This is a genomic window from Dorea sp. AGR2135 (genome assembly GCF_000420885.1).
Lineage (GTDB): Bacteria > Bacillota > Clostridia > Lachnospirales > Lachnospiraceae > Dorea > Dorea formicigenerans.
This window is the reverse complement of record NZ_ATVU01000019.1, coordinates 1-14,049: the sequence shown is the minus strand read 5'-3', so window position 1 is coordinate 14,049 and position 14,049 is coordinate 1. Positions and strand designations below refer to the sequence as shown.

12 protein-coding genes and 1 pseudogene are annotated in these 14,049 nt (G+C 36.4%); 1 reads left to right on the top strand and 12 read right to left on the bottom strand.

Annotated features, from left to right (window positions below):
* Nucleotides 1–65: 65 nt before the first annotated feature.
* The 10 genes from G593_RS0112025 to G593_RS0111980 all read right to left on the bottom strand — a co-directional run bounded on the left by G593_RS0112025 (nucleotide 66) and on the right by G593_RS0111980 (nucleotide 12,229).
* Entirely contained in the window at nucleotides 66–2,531 is a 2,466-nt protein-coding gene (locus G593_RS0112025) for an ABC transporter permease (protein ID WP_029731836.1), read from the bottom strand.
* Nucleotides 2,528–3,199, bottom strand: a complete 672-nt coding sequence (locus tag G593_RS0112020; protein ID WP_005341592.1) for an ABC transporter ATP-binding protein — start codon at nucleotides 3,197–3,199, stop codon at nucleotides 2,528–2,530. Before G593_RS0112020 ends, G593_RS0112025 begins: the two co-directional genes overlap by 4 nt.
* A gap of 108 nt (nucleotides 3,200–3,307) precedes the next feature.
* Nucleotides 3,308–4,444 carry a sensor histidine kinase gene (locus G593_RS0112015; RefSeq protein WP_049946486.1) on the bottom strand — a complete coding sequence of 379 codons (1,137 nt, stop codon included), beginning with the start codon at nucleotides 4,442–4,444 and terminating at the stop codon, nucleotides 3,308–3,310.
* The gene (locus G593_RS0112010) at nucleotides 4,417–5,106 is read right to left on the bottom strand and encodes a response regulator transcription factor (protein WP_029731834.1); all 690 of its coding nucleotides are present in this window, start codon (nucleotides 5,104–5,106) and stop codon (nucleotides 4,417–4,419) included. Before G593_RS0112010 ends, G593_RS0112015 begins: the two co-directional genes overlap by 28 nt.
* 244 nt (nucleotides 5,107–5,350) lie before the next feature.
* Entirely contained in the window at nucleotides 5,351–5,839 is a 489-nt protein-coding gene (locus G593_RS0112005) for an iron dependent repressor, metal binding and dimerization domain protein (protein ID WP_081646544.1), read from the bottom strand.
* Between the two features lie 52 nt (nucleotides 5,840–5,891).
* Nucleotides 5,892–7,634, bottom strand: a complete 1,743-nt coding sequence (locus tag G593_RS0112000; RefSeq protein ID WP_155961808.1) for an ABC transporter ATP-binding protein — start codon at nucleotides 7,632–7,634, stop codon at nucleotides 5,892–5,894.
* Nucleotides 7,634–9,376: an ABC transporter ATP-binding protein gene (locus G593_RS0111995; RefSeq protein WP_029731831.1), complete on the bottom strand. Its 1,743-nt coding sequence runs from the start codon at nucleotides 9,374–9,376 to the stop codon at nucleotides 7,634–7,636. The genes G593_RS0112000 and G593_RS0111995 overlap by 1 nt, the downstream gene beginning before the upstream one ends.
* A 31-nt stretch (nucleotides 9,377–9,407) precedes the next feature.
* A complete protein-coding gene (locus G593_RS0111990) occupies nucleotides 9,408–10,886 on the bottom strand; it encodes an ABC transporter ATP-binding protein (protein ID WP_029731830.1) in 1,479 nt (492 codons plus the stop codon).
* Nucleotides 10,883–11,626 carry an energy-coupling factor transporter transmembrane component T gene (locus G593_RS0111985; protein WP_029731829.1) on the bottom strand — a complete coding sequence of 248 codons (744 nt, stop codon included), beginning with the start codon at nucleotides 11,624–11,626 and terminating at the stop codon, nucleotides 10,883–10,885. Before G593_RS0111985 ends, G593_RS0111990 begins: the two co-directional genes overlap by 4 nt.
* Nucleotides 11,627–12,229, bottom strand: a complete 603-nt coding sequence (locus G593_RS0111980; protein ID WP_029731828.1) for an MptD family putative ECF transporter S component — start codon at nucleotides 12,227–12,229, stop codon at nucleotides 11,627–11,629.
* 261 nt (nucleotides 12,230–12,490) lie between these two features.
* Between G593_RS0111980 and G593_RS0111975 the strand changes: the two genes are divergently transcribed.
* Entirely contained in the window at nucleotides 12,491–13,456 is a 966-nt protein-coding gene (locus tag G593_RS0111975; RefSeq protein ID WP_029731827.1) for a helix-turn-helix domain-containing protein, read from the top strand.
* A 46-nt stretch (nucleotides 13,457–13,502) separates the two neighbouring features.
* Here G593_RS0111975 and G593_RS21515 read toward each other — a convergent pair.
* Nucleotides 13,503–13,661, bottom strand: a pseudogene (locus G593_RS21515) (CHAP domain-containing protein); the annotation flags it as partial.
* Between the two features lie 277 nt (nucleotides 13,662–13,938).
* Nucleotides 13,939–14,049 (bottom strand): zinc ribbon domain-containing protein (locus G593_RS0111965; protein WP_029731825.1); only part of this gene is annotated, 111 nt, incomplete at its 5' end.

Genomic DNA, 14,049 nt, shown 5'->3' with positions numbered 1-14,049 from the left:
AATCATATTGGGCAATTCTGTTTTTTTATAGCGTTTCCCTTTGTATATATGATGTTTTTAATATATTACTCTGCATATCGTATCCGATCAATCAAACTCAATTTTCGGAAATTTGCAGATACTCCATATGTGAGCAGTACCTGTAAAAAGGCAACCACACAAATCAAAAGCACTGCTGGGACCACTGGAAAATGATACTCAGTGATCTGAAACATGTGTTTGGTTTTTGCATAAAGAAATGCACCATATCCTACAAGACTTCCAATGCCCACAGAAACTGCCAATGTTCCCAAAGTATAGATGATTCCTTCCAGTTGCAGCATACGGATCAACTGTTTTTCAGACATTCCTATCGCCTGTATCATTCCAAGCTCCCGCCTTCTTGTGTAAATACTGTTCATCATAGTGTTCACAAGATTCATGATTCCAATTCCACCCAGAATAATCAGAAATGCATAACACAAAACGCTCATCAACCGCATATTCTTTTCCCACTCCTGAAGTTGCTCTTCATAACTTCCTGTCACCAGGTATTCACTGTTGTCGGCAAGTGCCTGAAGTTCCTGATATGCACTGTTCTTTTTCTGATCATTCACTGTGATTTCCAGTGTGTAGTTCAGATTATTGGGATTCATTTTTTCCAACACTGATTGGGGCAGATAAAATGAACTTCCGCCAAGGCTTTCATAGTAATCTCCGATGGCTCCTATCTCAAAAGTCTTTTCTACCTTGTCATCTCCCATATTCAAAACCATCTTCAAGGAATCTCCCACTTTCAGTTCCGGGAACCAGTATAGCATATTAGCAGACATGAGGATTTTATCTCCTTTTTCCAATTCTTCATATGTCACATGTCCTTGTATCTCTCCTTTTTCCAGCGTTTCTGCATAAGATGCATCCAGTCCAATAATATCCGCGTCCCAAATTTCACCATCCATAGATAGTTTCGGAATTTTGCCATTCATAAATGTTTTTACCTTTACCTCTTCCACACCGTCTACATCACGAACCTGATCAATAAACGCTTTCGTCAAGGGGTTATTCTGCTGAACCTGTCTCCAGTCTCTGTCCGGATTCATTTTGTCCCCACCCCATGTTTCCAATTTAATTTTATAATCAGATTCAATATCCTTTCTTGCAATTTCTTTCGGTGCCGCGCAAGATAAAATAGTTGCCACAACCATGAACAGAATACCAGTTGCTCCTAATGTAACAATCGTAATCCCAGTCCTCTTTTTATTTCTTGCCATATTTGCTTTTGTCAAACGAAAAATCGTGAGATTCTGATAGCCTTTCCGTACTTTTTTCCCACGTTTTTCTAACCCCTGATAACGCATAGCCTCAATGGGCGAAACTTTGGCAGCAATTCGCATCGGTTTTGCCAAAGAAACTGCGGAAGTAAAGAGCACCGCCATAATGGTAATCGCATAAATCCACCAGTGCAACAAAGATACCTCACCATTTTTTACAAGTTCTGCTGCTACCTGCATTAGAGGGTCTTCGCCTGCCATAAAAGTAATCATCTGTTTCATAATCCATCTGGACAGGAAACTACTGATAAGCAATCCTACAGGGAGGGCAAGCGCCGTAACCAGCATTCCTTCACGGAATACCATCTGCCGAATCTGTCTTTTGGTGGAGCCTATGGCTTTTAATTTTCCATATTCCTGTACTTTTGGTATCATAGACACATAATAAATACTGTAAATAGTCAGGATTCCTGCTAAAACAACCATAACGATTACCACGATCATTCCTTTTACAAATGACGGATCCGTATAATTTGCAGCCAAATACTCTCTGTTTTCTACCACATTTCCCTCAGGTACACCAAAATCCTCTCCGATTTCTTTTCCCCTCTCTACGATTTCATCTGTTGTCATATGCTCTGCATCTGCCAGACGGAACATCACACGATATTCTCTGTCTGCTTCCGGTATCATCTGTTTCGCATATTCCATGGAATTCATCACAAAATACATTTTCTTTTCTTTATTCAAATCAGAAGATTTCATAAAGCCACAGATGCGGAAAGTGTCTTCTTTCGCATATCCCATACCGTCTTTTTCGTAAATTTGGTATGGAATCGTGATTTCATCACCCAATTTTCCCTGAATTCCCAGTTCCTCTAAAACTCCCTTGGAAACAACAATATCTTTTTCATTTTTTGGGAAAGTTCCTTCTTCTAACTCCGCTTTGTTCAACCGAATCCCATTATTATCCATAGCGGTCATAATGATTGTGGCATCATCATCTATAATCTGTCCCAAATCCATTCTCAGACCGATTTCTTCTATATCATTATGCACCTGAAGTGCTTTGGTGTTTTTCTCGGAAACTTGGCGGAACATAATATGGTAAGTTGGATAATAAGCATCCACCGATGCAAGCCGTACGCGGATCATTCCATATCCCACCGTTAAAACAACAAATATCAGAAACGTAGTCAGTGCAATGGCGCATCCACATAAAAAATTTCTTCCTTTGTTCTGTTTTACATTGGCAAGCGCTGTTTTTGTTACTGTTTTCATGCTCTCACCACCTTACCGTCTTCAATGACAATCATACGGTCAGCCATCTGCGCAATGGTCTCATCATGCGTGATCATAACCAGTGTCTGCCCATATTCTGAAACACAGGATTTCAACATAGAAATCACTTCTAACTCCGTCTTGGAATCCAAATTTCCTGTTGGTTCATCTGCTAAAATAATCGCCGGGCGGGATGCCAACGCTCTTGCAATAGCAACCCGCTGCTGTTGCCCACCAGAAAGAGTATTCGGTAAGGATTTCAATTTATCCTCCATTCCAATTCTACAGATAATATCCATAACATACTCTGTATCCACTTTCTTTCCATCCAATCCAATGGGTAGCACAATATTTTCCCAAACATTTAAGGATGGTACTAAATTGTAACTTTGGAAAATAAACCCAATCTTTCTTCTGCGGAACACTGCAAGTTTTTCATCTTTCAGTTGAAAAATATCTCTTCCTTCTATCAAAACCTTTCCGGAATCAGGACGGTCCAATCCTCCCAGCATATGAAGAAGAGTACTTTTTCCCGATCCAGAACGTCCTACAATTGCTGTAAATTCACCTGGTTCGATTATTAAATCTGTATGGTCAATAGCTTTCACCAAATTATCGCCTTTTCCATAATATTTCACAAGATCTCTTGTTTCTAATATTGCTTTCATAAACTTTGAAGCCTCCTTTTTCTTTGCTAATGTCATTCTATCAATCCAGTCTTACAGCAGGCTTACAAAAAGCATAACAATTTTGTAAGAAATCTTTTTTTCAGAAATCTATTTCTTTGGTAATGTCACCACAAAATTATTACCGCCTTCAGGTGCTGCTTTTACACAAATCGTGCCTTTCTGCTCCTCCAAAATTTTTCTGGCAAGATAAAGTCCAACCCCAGAGCCCTCCTGTTTTTTTACATACTCTTGGTTTCCTCTGTAAAAACGCTGAAATACCCGATGCGCCTCTTCTTCCGGAATACCTGTTCCCTGGTCGATAAATTCCAGCATCATGCAGGTAGCAAGCTCTGTTACCCGAATTCGGATTTCTGTATGCTCCGGCGAATACTTTACTGCGTTGTCTAAAATATTTACGAACACTTCTCCTGTCCATTTCGAGTCGTGTACAATTTGCACATCCTGAAATTCATCCAGAGAAATATCTATGGATTTTTCATACGCTTTCATATACACACTGTTTACAGCCTGTACCAATGTATTTTTCAGACTGCCCATCTCTGGCTGAATCTGAATCATCCCAGATTCCAATCTGGACACATGAATCAGTGAATCCAAAAGATTTTCCAGTCTTTGAATTTCATCCCATTCCTTTTTATAAAATTCTTCCCGTTCCTCCCAGGTTAAATCGGCAGACCCCGCCAGTTCACAACTCATCTTCAATGAAGCAATCGGTGTTTTCAATTGGTGGGAAATATCTGTAATTAAAGATTTTGTATTATTTTCTTCTCTGGAAAGTTTTTCTCTTACTTTTTCAAAATGATTCTGCAGTTCTATATATTTTTCCCGAAGTTCTTCCTGGTTATTTTCATCTTGCTGCCGGTCTCTTTTATTTCGCAAAAACAAAACCCATGAAACTCCAAGTCCTGCCACAAAAACCATCGCCATTCCTATTCCATATGCAGCAAAGGTTTTCACGCTTCTCCCATCAAAAGGAGTATACCCGTAACGCTCCTCCAGCTCTTTCCCCGCTTCCTCTTCCTGACGATTTCTTTGCTTTCCTCTGTCAAATAACTCTATATACTCCGTCTCCTGTTCCGGATGGGACAGCACTAACGCCCCTAATTTCCCCTGCTCTTCCTTGTATAAACTATTTCCTGCCAGAAACAGCAACAATATCTCTGTCACAAACAGAAAAAGCAGCCCTGCTGCCAGAGCTACTCCTGTACGCTTTCTTCGGTCCATATATATCCCATCCCCCTTACATTTTGTATATAATCATTCCCGATTTTTCCTTTCAATCGGCTGATATTTACAGGAACTGTATTATCGTCTACAAACTGCCCGTCAACATCCCAGACATACTCTAAAATCTGTTCTTTTGATAAAATCTGCCTTGCGTTTTCCATAAAGTAAATCATTATCTGAAGTTCCTTTTTACTTAATGGCAAAGGAGTCACTCCATCAGCATTTCGTTTTAACGCTCTCATTTCTCCATAATTTACTTCGATATTTCCCGATAAGATTCTGTTGTGTCCGCAGACTCCTTCCATTCTTCTCATAAATGCCTGAACTTTTGAAACCAGTACCATCAGGCTGAATGGCTTTGTAATATAATCATCCGCCCCTGCATCATAGCCGTTTACCATATCAATTTCCGAATCCATTGCCGTGAGAAACAGTACAAAGACTTTGCTCTTATTTCGAATCTTCCTGCAAAACTCCAGTCCTTTTCCGTCCGGCAGAGTAATATCACTGATTACCAGATCTATTCTATTTTCATCAAACAATTTTTCTGCCTCTGAAATCTGAAAAGCGGAAAAAACCTGATACCCTTCTTTCTGCAGTTTTAGCGCGATTCCACGGTTCAGATTCTCATCATCTTCCAATAACAAAATTGTCCTCATTTCATCTACCTTCCTAATCTCCTAACATGATAAACAATCACATTTTACCACACTCCTCCAAAATTGCATAGTATCCACCTGCTCTCCAGAAAAGAAAAAGTCTGCTCTACGACGGCTTTTTTTCTTTTGCCGTCGTCCGGCAGATTATAGTTCTATTCTTTACCTATATGCTATATGGAAAATTTGTAGAATTTATAAAGATTAGAAAAAATAATGAGCAATACCACAGTACCGCCCACTACTTTTAATATGGAATTTTGATAATAACCTGTGCGCCGCCAGTCTTTTTAGAATTGCTTAAAACAAGCTGCCCGCCATGTTGCTTGATAATGTTGCTTGTGATATAAAGTCCCATACCAAAGTGCATATTAGAAGTACGGCTTGCTTCTCTTAATCTCTTAAAACTTTCTTCACTGATAACATGTTCTAATCGACAAGCGTCCTGTTCTGCAATCTCATAAGGAACGCCCACATCCATAAGCTGCTGAGTAAAAAACAAATGTCTCTCATAAATCTGTTTAGCTAATTTCTGTCCTTGCTCTGTTAAGGAGAGTGTACCATCTGTTTTTTTCATCACACATTTCTTTTTAGACAGTTCCTTTACCGCCCGGCTTACAGACGGTTTTTTCACTCTTAAATGATCCGCCACATCTGTACAGCGTACATAACCGCGGTTTTGTTGAATAATCAAAATAGCTTCCAGATAATCTTCCAATGATGAAGTTAAAATCACATAGCAAACCTCCTTTCCAAAATGATTTAGAGCAGAGAAAGCCTAATAATCTCTAATTAATTTTCCATGTTCCGGTATTTTGTTGGCTAGACCACAAGCGACGGTACAAACCGTCTTGTATTATTAATTCTTCATGTGTCCCATGTTCTGTTATTTTACCTTCATCTAAAACTAATATTTGATTAGCATTTTTGATTGTATTAAGCCTATGAGCTATCACTAAAAGTATCTTCCCTTTTACTAACGCATCTATTGCTTCTTGAATATAACTTTCATTATCACTGTCAATGCTTGCGGTAGCTTCGTCCAAAATAATAATAGGCGCATTTTTTAGAATAGAGCGCGCAATAGAAATACGTTGTTTTTCTCCTCCTGATAAGCTTGCGCCTCCCTCGCCAATAATAGTCTGAAAACCATTTGGAAGTTCCATAACAAAATCATAACATCTGGCTTTCTTTGCAGCTTCTATAACCTCTTGTTCTGTGGCATCTGAACGTCCCATTAAAATGTTGTTATAGATAGTATCTTCAAATAAATAAACATTTTGAAAAACCATACTAATTTGATTCATTAAAACAGATAATGGGAGTTCTTTTATATCAATACCGCCAATATATATTGTTCCACTGTTAATATCCCAAAAACGCGCTAATAAATTAGCGATTGTTGATTTTCCAGAACCACTTTTGCCTACTAAAGCCGTCATAGAATTTTCCTTTAAACCAAATGACACATCATGCAATACTTCCTTTTTACCGTAAGAAAAACAAACATTTTTATATTCTACAACATACTCTGATTCATACGTGTTAATTTCCTTTTTACCTTTGTCTGGAAGTTCTTCTACTGCAAAAAGTTCTTCTATTCGATCCAAACAGCTTTCCATGATTGTCATGTTATTTGATTCTGCATATAATGATTTTAAAGGATTAAAAATCTCTATAACAAATAAAAGCATACCCATTGTATAAGTCAACGACAATGTATCAGATATAAACAAAAATAAACCACTAATTAAAATTCCTAAAATTCCTATTGCATACAACCAGCTTAGACCACGCATCCAGGGTGTAACCATTTCTTCAAACTGTATATTTTTATCTCTTGATTGGCGAAAATTTTCGCTTAACTCTTTTGACTTGTTTCCCAAAAGATTATAACTTTTAATAACAGAAATTCCTTCTACAAACGACAATACCGCCTCTGTTAAATGCTCACTCTGTTCTTGACGTACTTCCGCTTCCTTTAGGGATACTTTATTCATTTTTTGCCCTATTAAAATTGCAATTATAGAAGTTATGGTAGCAATAATTCCTAATTTCCAGTCCATTATAAACATAAATACAACTAAAATTATTGCGGAAAAAGCGTAGCTTAAAATATTAGCTATTTTTGCCATTACATTTTCTTCAATAAAAAGCATATCCGTAGAAAGAACGGAACTAATTTTACCAATATTTCCTTCTGTAAAATATCCCATTGGCAAGCGCTTTAGATGTTCACCTAATTCGATTCGTTTATCAGAAAATAGTAAGTATCCAGCTCCGCTTTGTAAACGATCACTTGCATGTTGAAAAATCATTTGCAAAATGATGGTTATAACCATTACTATGCCGACATATATAGCATGAAGTGAAGTCATTGTCCCATAATATAATTTACTTATTATAATCATTGCATATAAAATTGGCATTTTAGCAAGAACTGCATTTAAAACAGAAAAAATAAAAGCTATTTGAATTTGTTTTTTATATTTTCCGGATACTTTTAGTATACGGGTCATCATATTCAAAATCATAAAATCCCCCCTTTACCCAGTTGCCACCCTTGACTTTTCTGATGTGCCTCCAATAGTGTCCTGTAACACTCGTTATTTACTAATAACTCCTCGTGTACACCACAGCCAATAATTTCTCCGGCTTTTAATACACATATTTGATCTGCATTAATAATAGATGACAATCTATGAGCAATAACAATCAATGTTTTATTATGCACAAATTCTGAAATAGCTGCTTCAATTTTTGCTTCATTTTCGGTGTCAGCAAAAGCAGTAGCCTCATCCAGAATGATAATAGGCGCATTTTTTAAAATAGCTCTTGCCAACGTAATTCTTTGTTTTTCTCCACCTGATAATTGATTACCACAATCACCAGCTAAGGTTTTAAACCCTTCAGGAAATTTTTTAATAAATTCCATACAGTGAGCCTTTTTAGCGGCCTCTATTACTTCTTCATCCGTAGCATTGGGTTTTCCAATCCGTATATTTTCCATAAGAGTTGTATTAAAAAGAAAATTATCTTGCGAAACATAGGAAACAAGATTATTTAAAGTTTCCAAACTCATATCACAGATATTTTGTCCGCCTATCGAGATAGATCCAGAATTTACATCATAATAATGGACCAACAGTTTAGCAAGTGTACTCTTTCCTGAACCGGATTCTCCAACAAAAGCAGTTTTAGTATTCGGTTTTAGGTTAAGACATACATGATGTAAGATTTCTTTTTCATCATAGCCAAAACAGACATTATCATAGCAAATATTATAATCTTCTCCTTCAAAAAGAGCAGAACCTTCCTTTAGAGGGGGAATATCCATTAATTTTTCTAATTCGTCAATTTTATATTTTACCTGTGGCATTACAGAAGTAAATGACATAGTCCGTAATAAAGGAGAACCTAATCCTAATGCCAGACATAATACTAAGGCAAATTGAGATAATTCTATTATTCCTTGTAATACTAGCCATGAGCCTACTGGAAGTGCAAATAAGATTGTACATGGAATAAGTGCGCTATAAGCTGCCATACAGGGCCAACATGCCTTAAACCATGCAAGAGTATAGTCCCTATAATTACAAATAGCGGTTTTGAATTTTTCATAGGATTCACCCGATTTATTAAATACTTTTACAACCTCCATACCGTTTACATATTCAACAATAGTATTATTCATTACTTGTCCAGCAGTATAGTAAGCTTCCATACCTTTGTTACCAATTTTATACATTAGAATCATTGGTATCATACCCATCGGAATAGTAAAAAGTACCAATAATCCCATTTTCCAGTCAATAATAAAGATAAAAAAATAAACAGCCAGAATCCCCATTAAATTAGACAGGCCCTCTGGTATTCCATGAGCCAATAAGACCTCTAAGCTGTCAATATCATCAATAAAAATCTTTTTAAATGTACCTGTTCCTTTACCTTCAATGACTCCTAAAGGTAATTTTTCCATTTTACCTTGTAATGATATTCTTAAATTCATTAAAGTGCCATAAGCCGCTTCATGTGATAGTCCTAATCCTTTACAATATGTAATCGCCTGTAAAAATAATGAAATGCCAGTTCCAACTGCACATATTATAATAAATGATATTGTAACTGTCTGGTGATTTAGTATTTTGCCAATTATAAAATATATAAAAAGAAAAGGGGCTATTTGAAAAATCACAGATAAAAAGAGAACAATAATTGACCTAACGGTTTTTTTATTGTTTTCTTTTCCATAATATAATATCTTTTTTAGCATTTATTTCATTTCCTTTCTAAACAATCGGGAATTACTGTTTCCAGAATTCCCGTACTGCTTTATTTATATCTTGATTCATTAATGAACCTTGTTTTATGATTTTCCCTGACTGCATAAGGATAATATAGTCACAGCAATGGGAAACAAGTTCTGCATCATGAGTAATAATAAACTGAGTATTGTCAGCTTTTTTCATTTCCCGAATTGCTTCTGCAACATCTAGCATGTGTCTGTAATCTAAACCACTGGTAGGCTCGTCATATACAAGAAATTTTTTCCCTGATCCTAACGCACTGGCTATTGCAACACGTTGCTTTTGGCCTCCAGATAATGACATTGGGTGACACTCTCTAAATTCTTGTAATTTAAGTAGATGTAGTATCTCCATAGCTCGCTTTTCTTTTTCCTCCAAAGTTCCCGGCTGTTTTTCCATTGAAAGAAGAATTTCATCAATTACACTTTCTGTAAACAGTTGATGATTTACGTCTTGCATTACGATATAAGATAAAGCAATCCTCTGCTTTTGAGTTAATTCTCGATTTTCTAAAATCACAGTACCTTTGCACCTTTTCTCTAATCCGCAAAGGCAGCGCCCAAATGTTGTTTTTCCCGCCCCATTGTTTCCTAACACAGCTACTATTGCGCCTTTAGGAATAGAAAGTTTTTCAATGTCTAACGCCTTATGTGGTGCGTTTTTATACGAAAAACTAAAATCAGTAAACGTAAGCCCCGTATCTCTTTCATTGCACCTGTACAAGCTATTTTCAGATGCAATAGAATTGCGCAAGCCCATTTGGTGCAAATCGTTTTCAGAATATTCCCTAAATTCGTTGATAAGAAGGTCTTGCACTATATACCCATTATCCATGTAAATCACTCTGTCAGCTAAGTCCATCAACCAATATAATCGGTGTTCTGCAATAATAACTGTTTTTCCACTTTTCTTCCATTTTTTGATAATCTCTTTTAAATAAGAGATAGTTTTCATATCTAAATTGGAAGTCGGTTCGTCCATCACAATAATAGAAGGGAACAACGCAGCCACAGAAGCACATGCTATTTTTTGTTTTTCTCCTCCTGAAAGAGAAAACAAACTTTTTCCTAAAAGAGTTGATATATTCAACTCTTTAACTGTATTTTCAAAATTTGAAAGTATTTGTTTTTTTGGCATTCCAACATTTTCACACCCAAAAACAATCTCAGTATCTGTTTTTACCGTATAAAATTGAGATTTAGGATTTTGAAATACACTTCCTACAAATGGAGCAATTTCATATAAGTCACTGTCTGCGGTCAACATACCACAAACAGTGACATCTCCTCTCATTTCTCCTTCATAAAAGTGAGGAATTAGTCCATTAATCATTCTTGTTAAAGTAGTCTTCCCACATCCAGAACTTCCACATAAAAGAACAACCTGCCCTTGTGGGATAGAAAGAGTGATATTATGAACACCTGCTCCGTTTTGGGCATTTTGATATGTAAAATCTACGTTATTAAACTTGATCATACTGTACCTCCTTGCCATAACATAATGCTAAAATACAAGGAAAAGAAAAAGAAAATTCCTATAAATGTTATTACGTCACGCCCTGTAAAACCTATATTGCATACATTCGTCCTTCTATTCGGAGAGTTTAATGCTCTTGTCAATGCGGAGGCAGATAAATCATTTCCTATGGATACCACGCTCATTAAAAACGGAACCATACGATATTCCAACATTTTCATAGGATCACGAACAGAACCTACTCCTCGTAATTTCATTGCATCTTGAACGTTTCGATATTCTTCCTTTATAGTGGGGAAGAATCTAAACATAACTGAAATAGGGACTGACAATTTCTTTGTAATGTGCATACGATCCATTGCTGCAATAAATTCACTGACAGATGTTGTTGCAAATAAGAAATACGCCATCATAGTTCCTGGTATTAGTTTTGTTGAAAATGCGAATACACCTGTAAATAAAAGATTAACTGCATTTGGAAGGTATGGCATAATTAAGTCTGGAACAAAAAGAGCAAAGGCATACACAGTAACGTAATAAAGTGCAGCCTTAAACTTTCTCAAAATCAACAAAAAAATGAGAGGAAGGACAGCCAGAGCATAATGTAAGTATAACAAATATCCTGTACCATTACCTGCAATTAATGTTGTAGAAACACTGAGGCAAAGCAGAATTTTGGTCCGTGGATCAAGATAGAGCTGCTTTGACGAAGCCTTTTCTTGATATAATTCTGAAGCCATTTATACTAACCCACTCTTTTCAAAATGTTTTTTCATTACTTTACGTCCAATAAGCCCTCCAATAAGGCCACCTAAAAAGCAAAGAATTATCATAACAGGAAATACCCACCAAATTTTGAAATATCCAGCAATGGTATTCATATAAACTTCTCCATAACCGGCTGCTTTGCTTGCTAACCATTCATCACTTGCGCCAATCCAATGAACATAGTTACCAGCAATACAAATGCAAGATACAGCATAAGCAAGTACACATGCAATCCCTTTTTTATATTTCGTAACTTTCATAATAATTTCAGCAATAATCCCTGTAACAATTCCCCATATAAGAAGGTCGTATCCCATACCGGTAATAATCATAGCAAGCCCGATAACTACTTGAAGGATCATAATCATACCTACTTTTTTGATTTTGGCAAAATATAACATCATTGGTATTCCTTCAAGTAAAGGGACAAGAAGCGTCAATAAGATAAATCCTATTGGAATCATGCCAACAGTACACGCAACAAGCATAATAATTACTACATAAATAGCAGAGAAAATACCTGCATTAATTAAATCTTTACCATTTAGTTTGTTTGAATTTAGTTCTTTACTCATTATCCCATTCTCCTATCTAATATTTAGTCTTTAACACGTTTTGCCTCTAATAACTAGGTGGATGATATATATACTGGTAGCATTGATTTCCCTCCTTGTTCTTTTTCATAAAATATGATATACTTATGCCATATAATTAGATAGTGCTAACTGCACTTATTTAGTATATCGTCCACCTTTATTTGTTTCAATACATGGATAATAGATTTGGACGTTTTCCTAAATAAATTGGATTTTTTACTAAAAAGGAGAGAATGTGATTTGAATACAGATCCTTTTATGCAAGGTTTGTTTCCGCAACTAGGGCTTACTCCAGAAAAGTCGAACAGTCAAAATAACGGTTGCGGTTTTACAATGGTACCTAATGCTGATTTAGGAAATGGTTATCTTTGGACATATCCGGTTAATCCTTATTTTTCCGTTACCATTTATCATTTAACTTATTATAAAGAAATGCACTATCGTTATCATCATCCCGCAATGTTAGTAATTTCCTTAAGTTCTCCGATAGTTGCTAAGGCTGTATCCGATAAAAATAGTGAACAGAAAGAGCAGCTTCTTGGATATTATTTGCCAGACGGTGAACATGAGTATACTCTGCCAGCATCTAGTTCTATTGATAGCGTCAGCATTGCTTTTACACCAGAATTTTATAATTCTCGTCTAAGCAGTTTGTATGATCGTGATTTTTCAGATTTACCTCGCATAGCTGCGTTGATGAATGGAACGATAAATATTCCTTCTGTAATTTCTATTTTTAAAGAAATTGCCGATTATACACCCATTATAGCAACAAGTGAACTTTTCTATGAAGCAAAAGCACTTGAACTAATTGCATGTTTAGTTGACTGGCATATTCAAGAATCACTTTCGCCTTCCGTAAGAAGTATTTGTGATGCAGATCGTGAAGCAATACATCGTTTAATTCATTTTTTACAACAACATTATTGTGAATCTTTGGATGTCAAAAATATTGCTAGAATGTGCCAAATGAGTAAATCTAAACTTTCTGAATTATTTCATTCTGTAAGTGGTGTAACGCTTATAGAATTTATCAATAATTTGCGAATAGAACGTGCGAAAGAACTTCTCATAAATAGTTATTATCAAATCGGAGAAATTTCGGCTATTATTGGTTATGCTCAGCAAAGTAGCTTTACCTACCTTTTTAAGCAAAAAGTAGGAATGTCTCCTCGTGATTATCGTAAATTACACAAAAAAGTTTAATATTATGTATCCAGCCGCCTACAAGCGGCTGGCCTTTTTATCTCGGCTAGTAGTTTGGTACTCCATACCCGTAAATGCTGATGTCTCCGATAGAATAGCTGCTCTGCCGGACCATATCGCCGGAGTTTCCCTCCACCGTGTAGACGCGGCCATTTTCTACCCGTTCTACCAATCCGACGTGATCAGTAGTGCCATCACTGTCCCAAAGGGATTTGCCAGACAGACGCAAGGATAATTCCGATACTTCCTGTAATGCTGTGCAAAAGAGAATATACTGCCGTTGCCGGAGCAATGATATTACTGATAGAAATAAGCAATGCTAAAAATATCGCTGAAACAAGCAGTTTTTCGACTAAGATAATGCCCTTAGCAAAGTGAACTACCCATTGTCTAAAGCCAATGGGCTTCCTGCTTCGCAGACCTCGTAACCTACTATCTCCACAGGCGTTAATTCGGGCAGTCCCTGCCCTATATTGTTATTTTTATGCTATTTGTCTTAATCCTTCTTCCAGTATATTTTTTGCTGCGTTGATATCCCTGTCATGATTTGTTCCACAGACAGGACATGTCCATTCCCTTACTGATAGATTTTT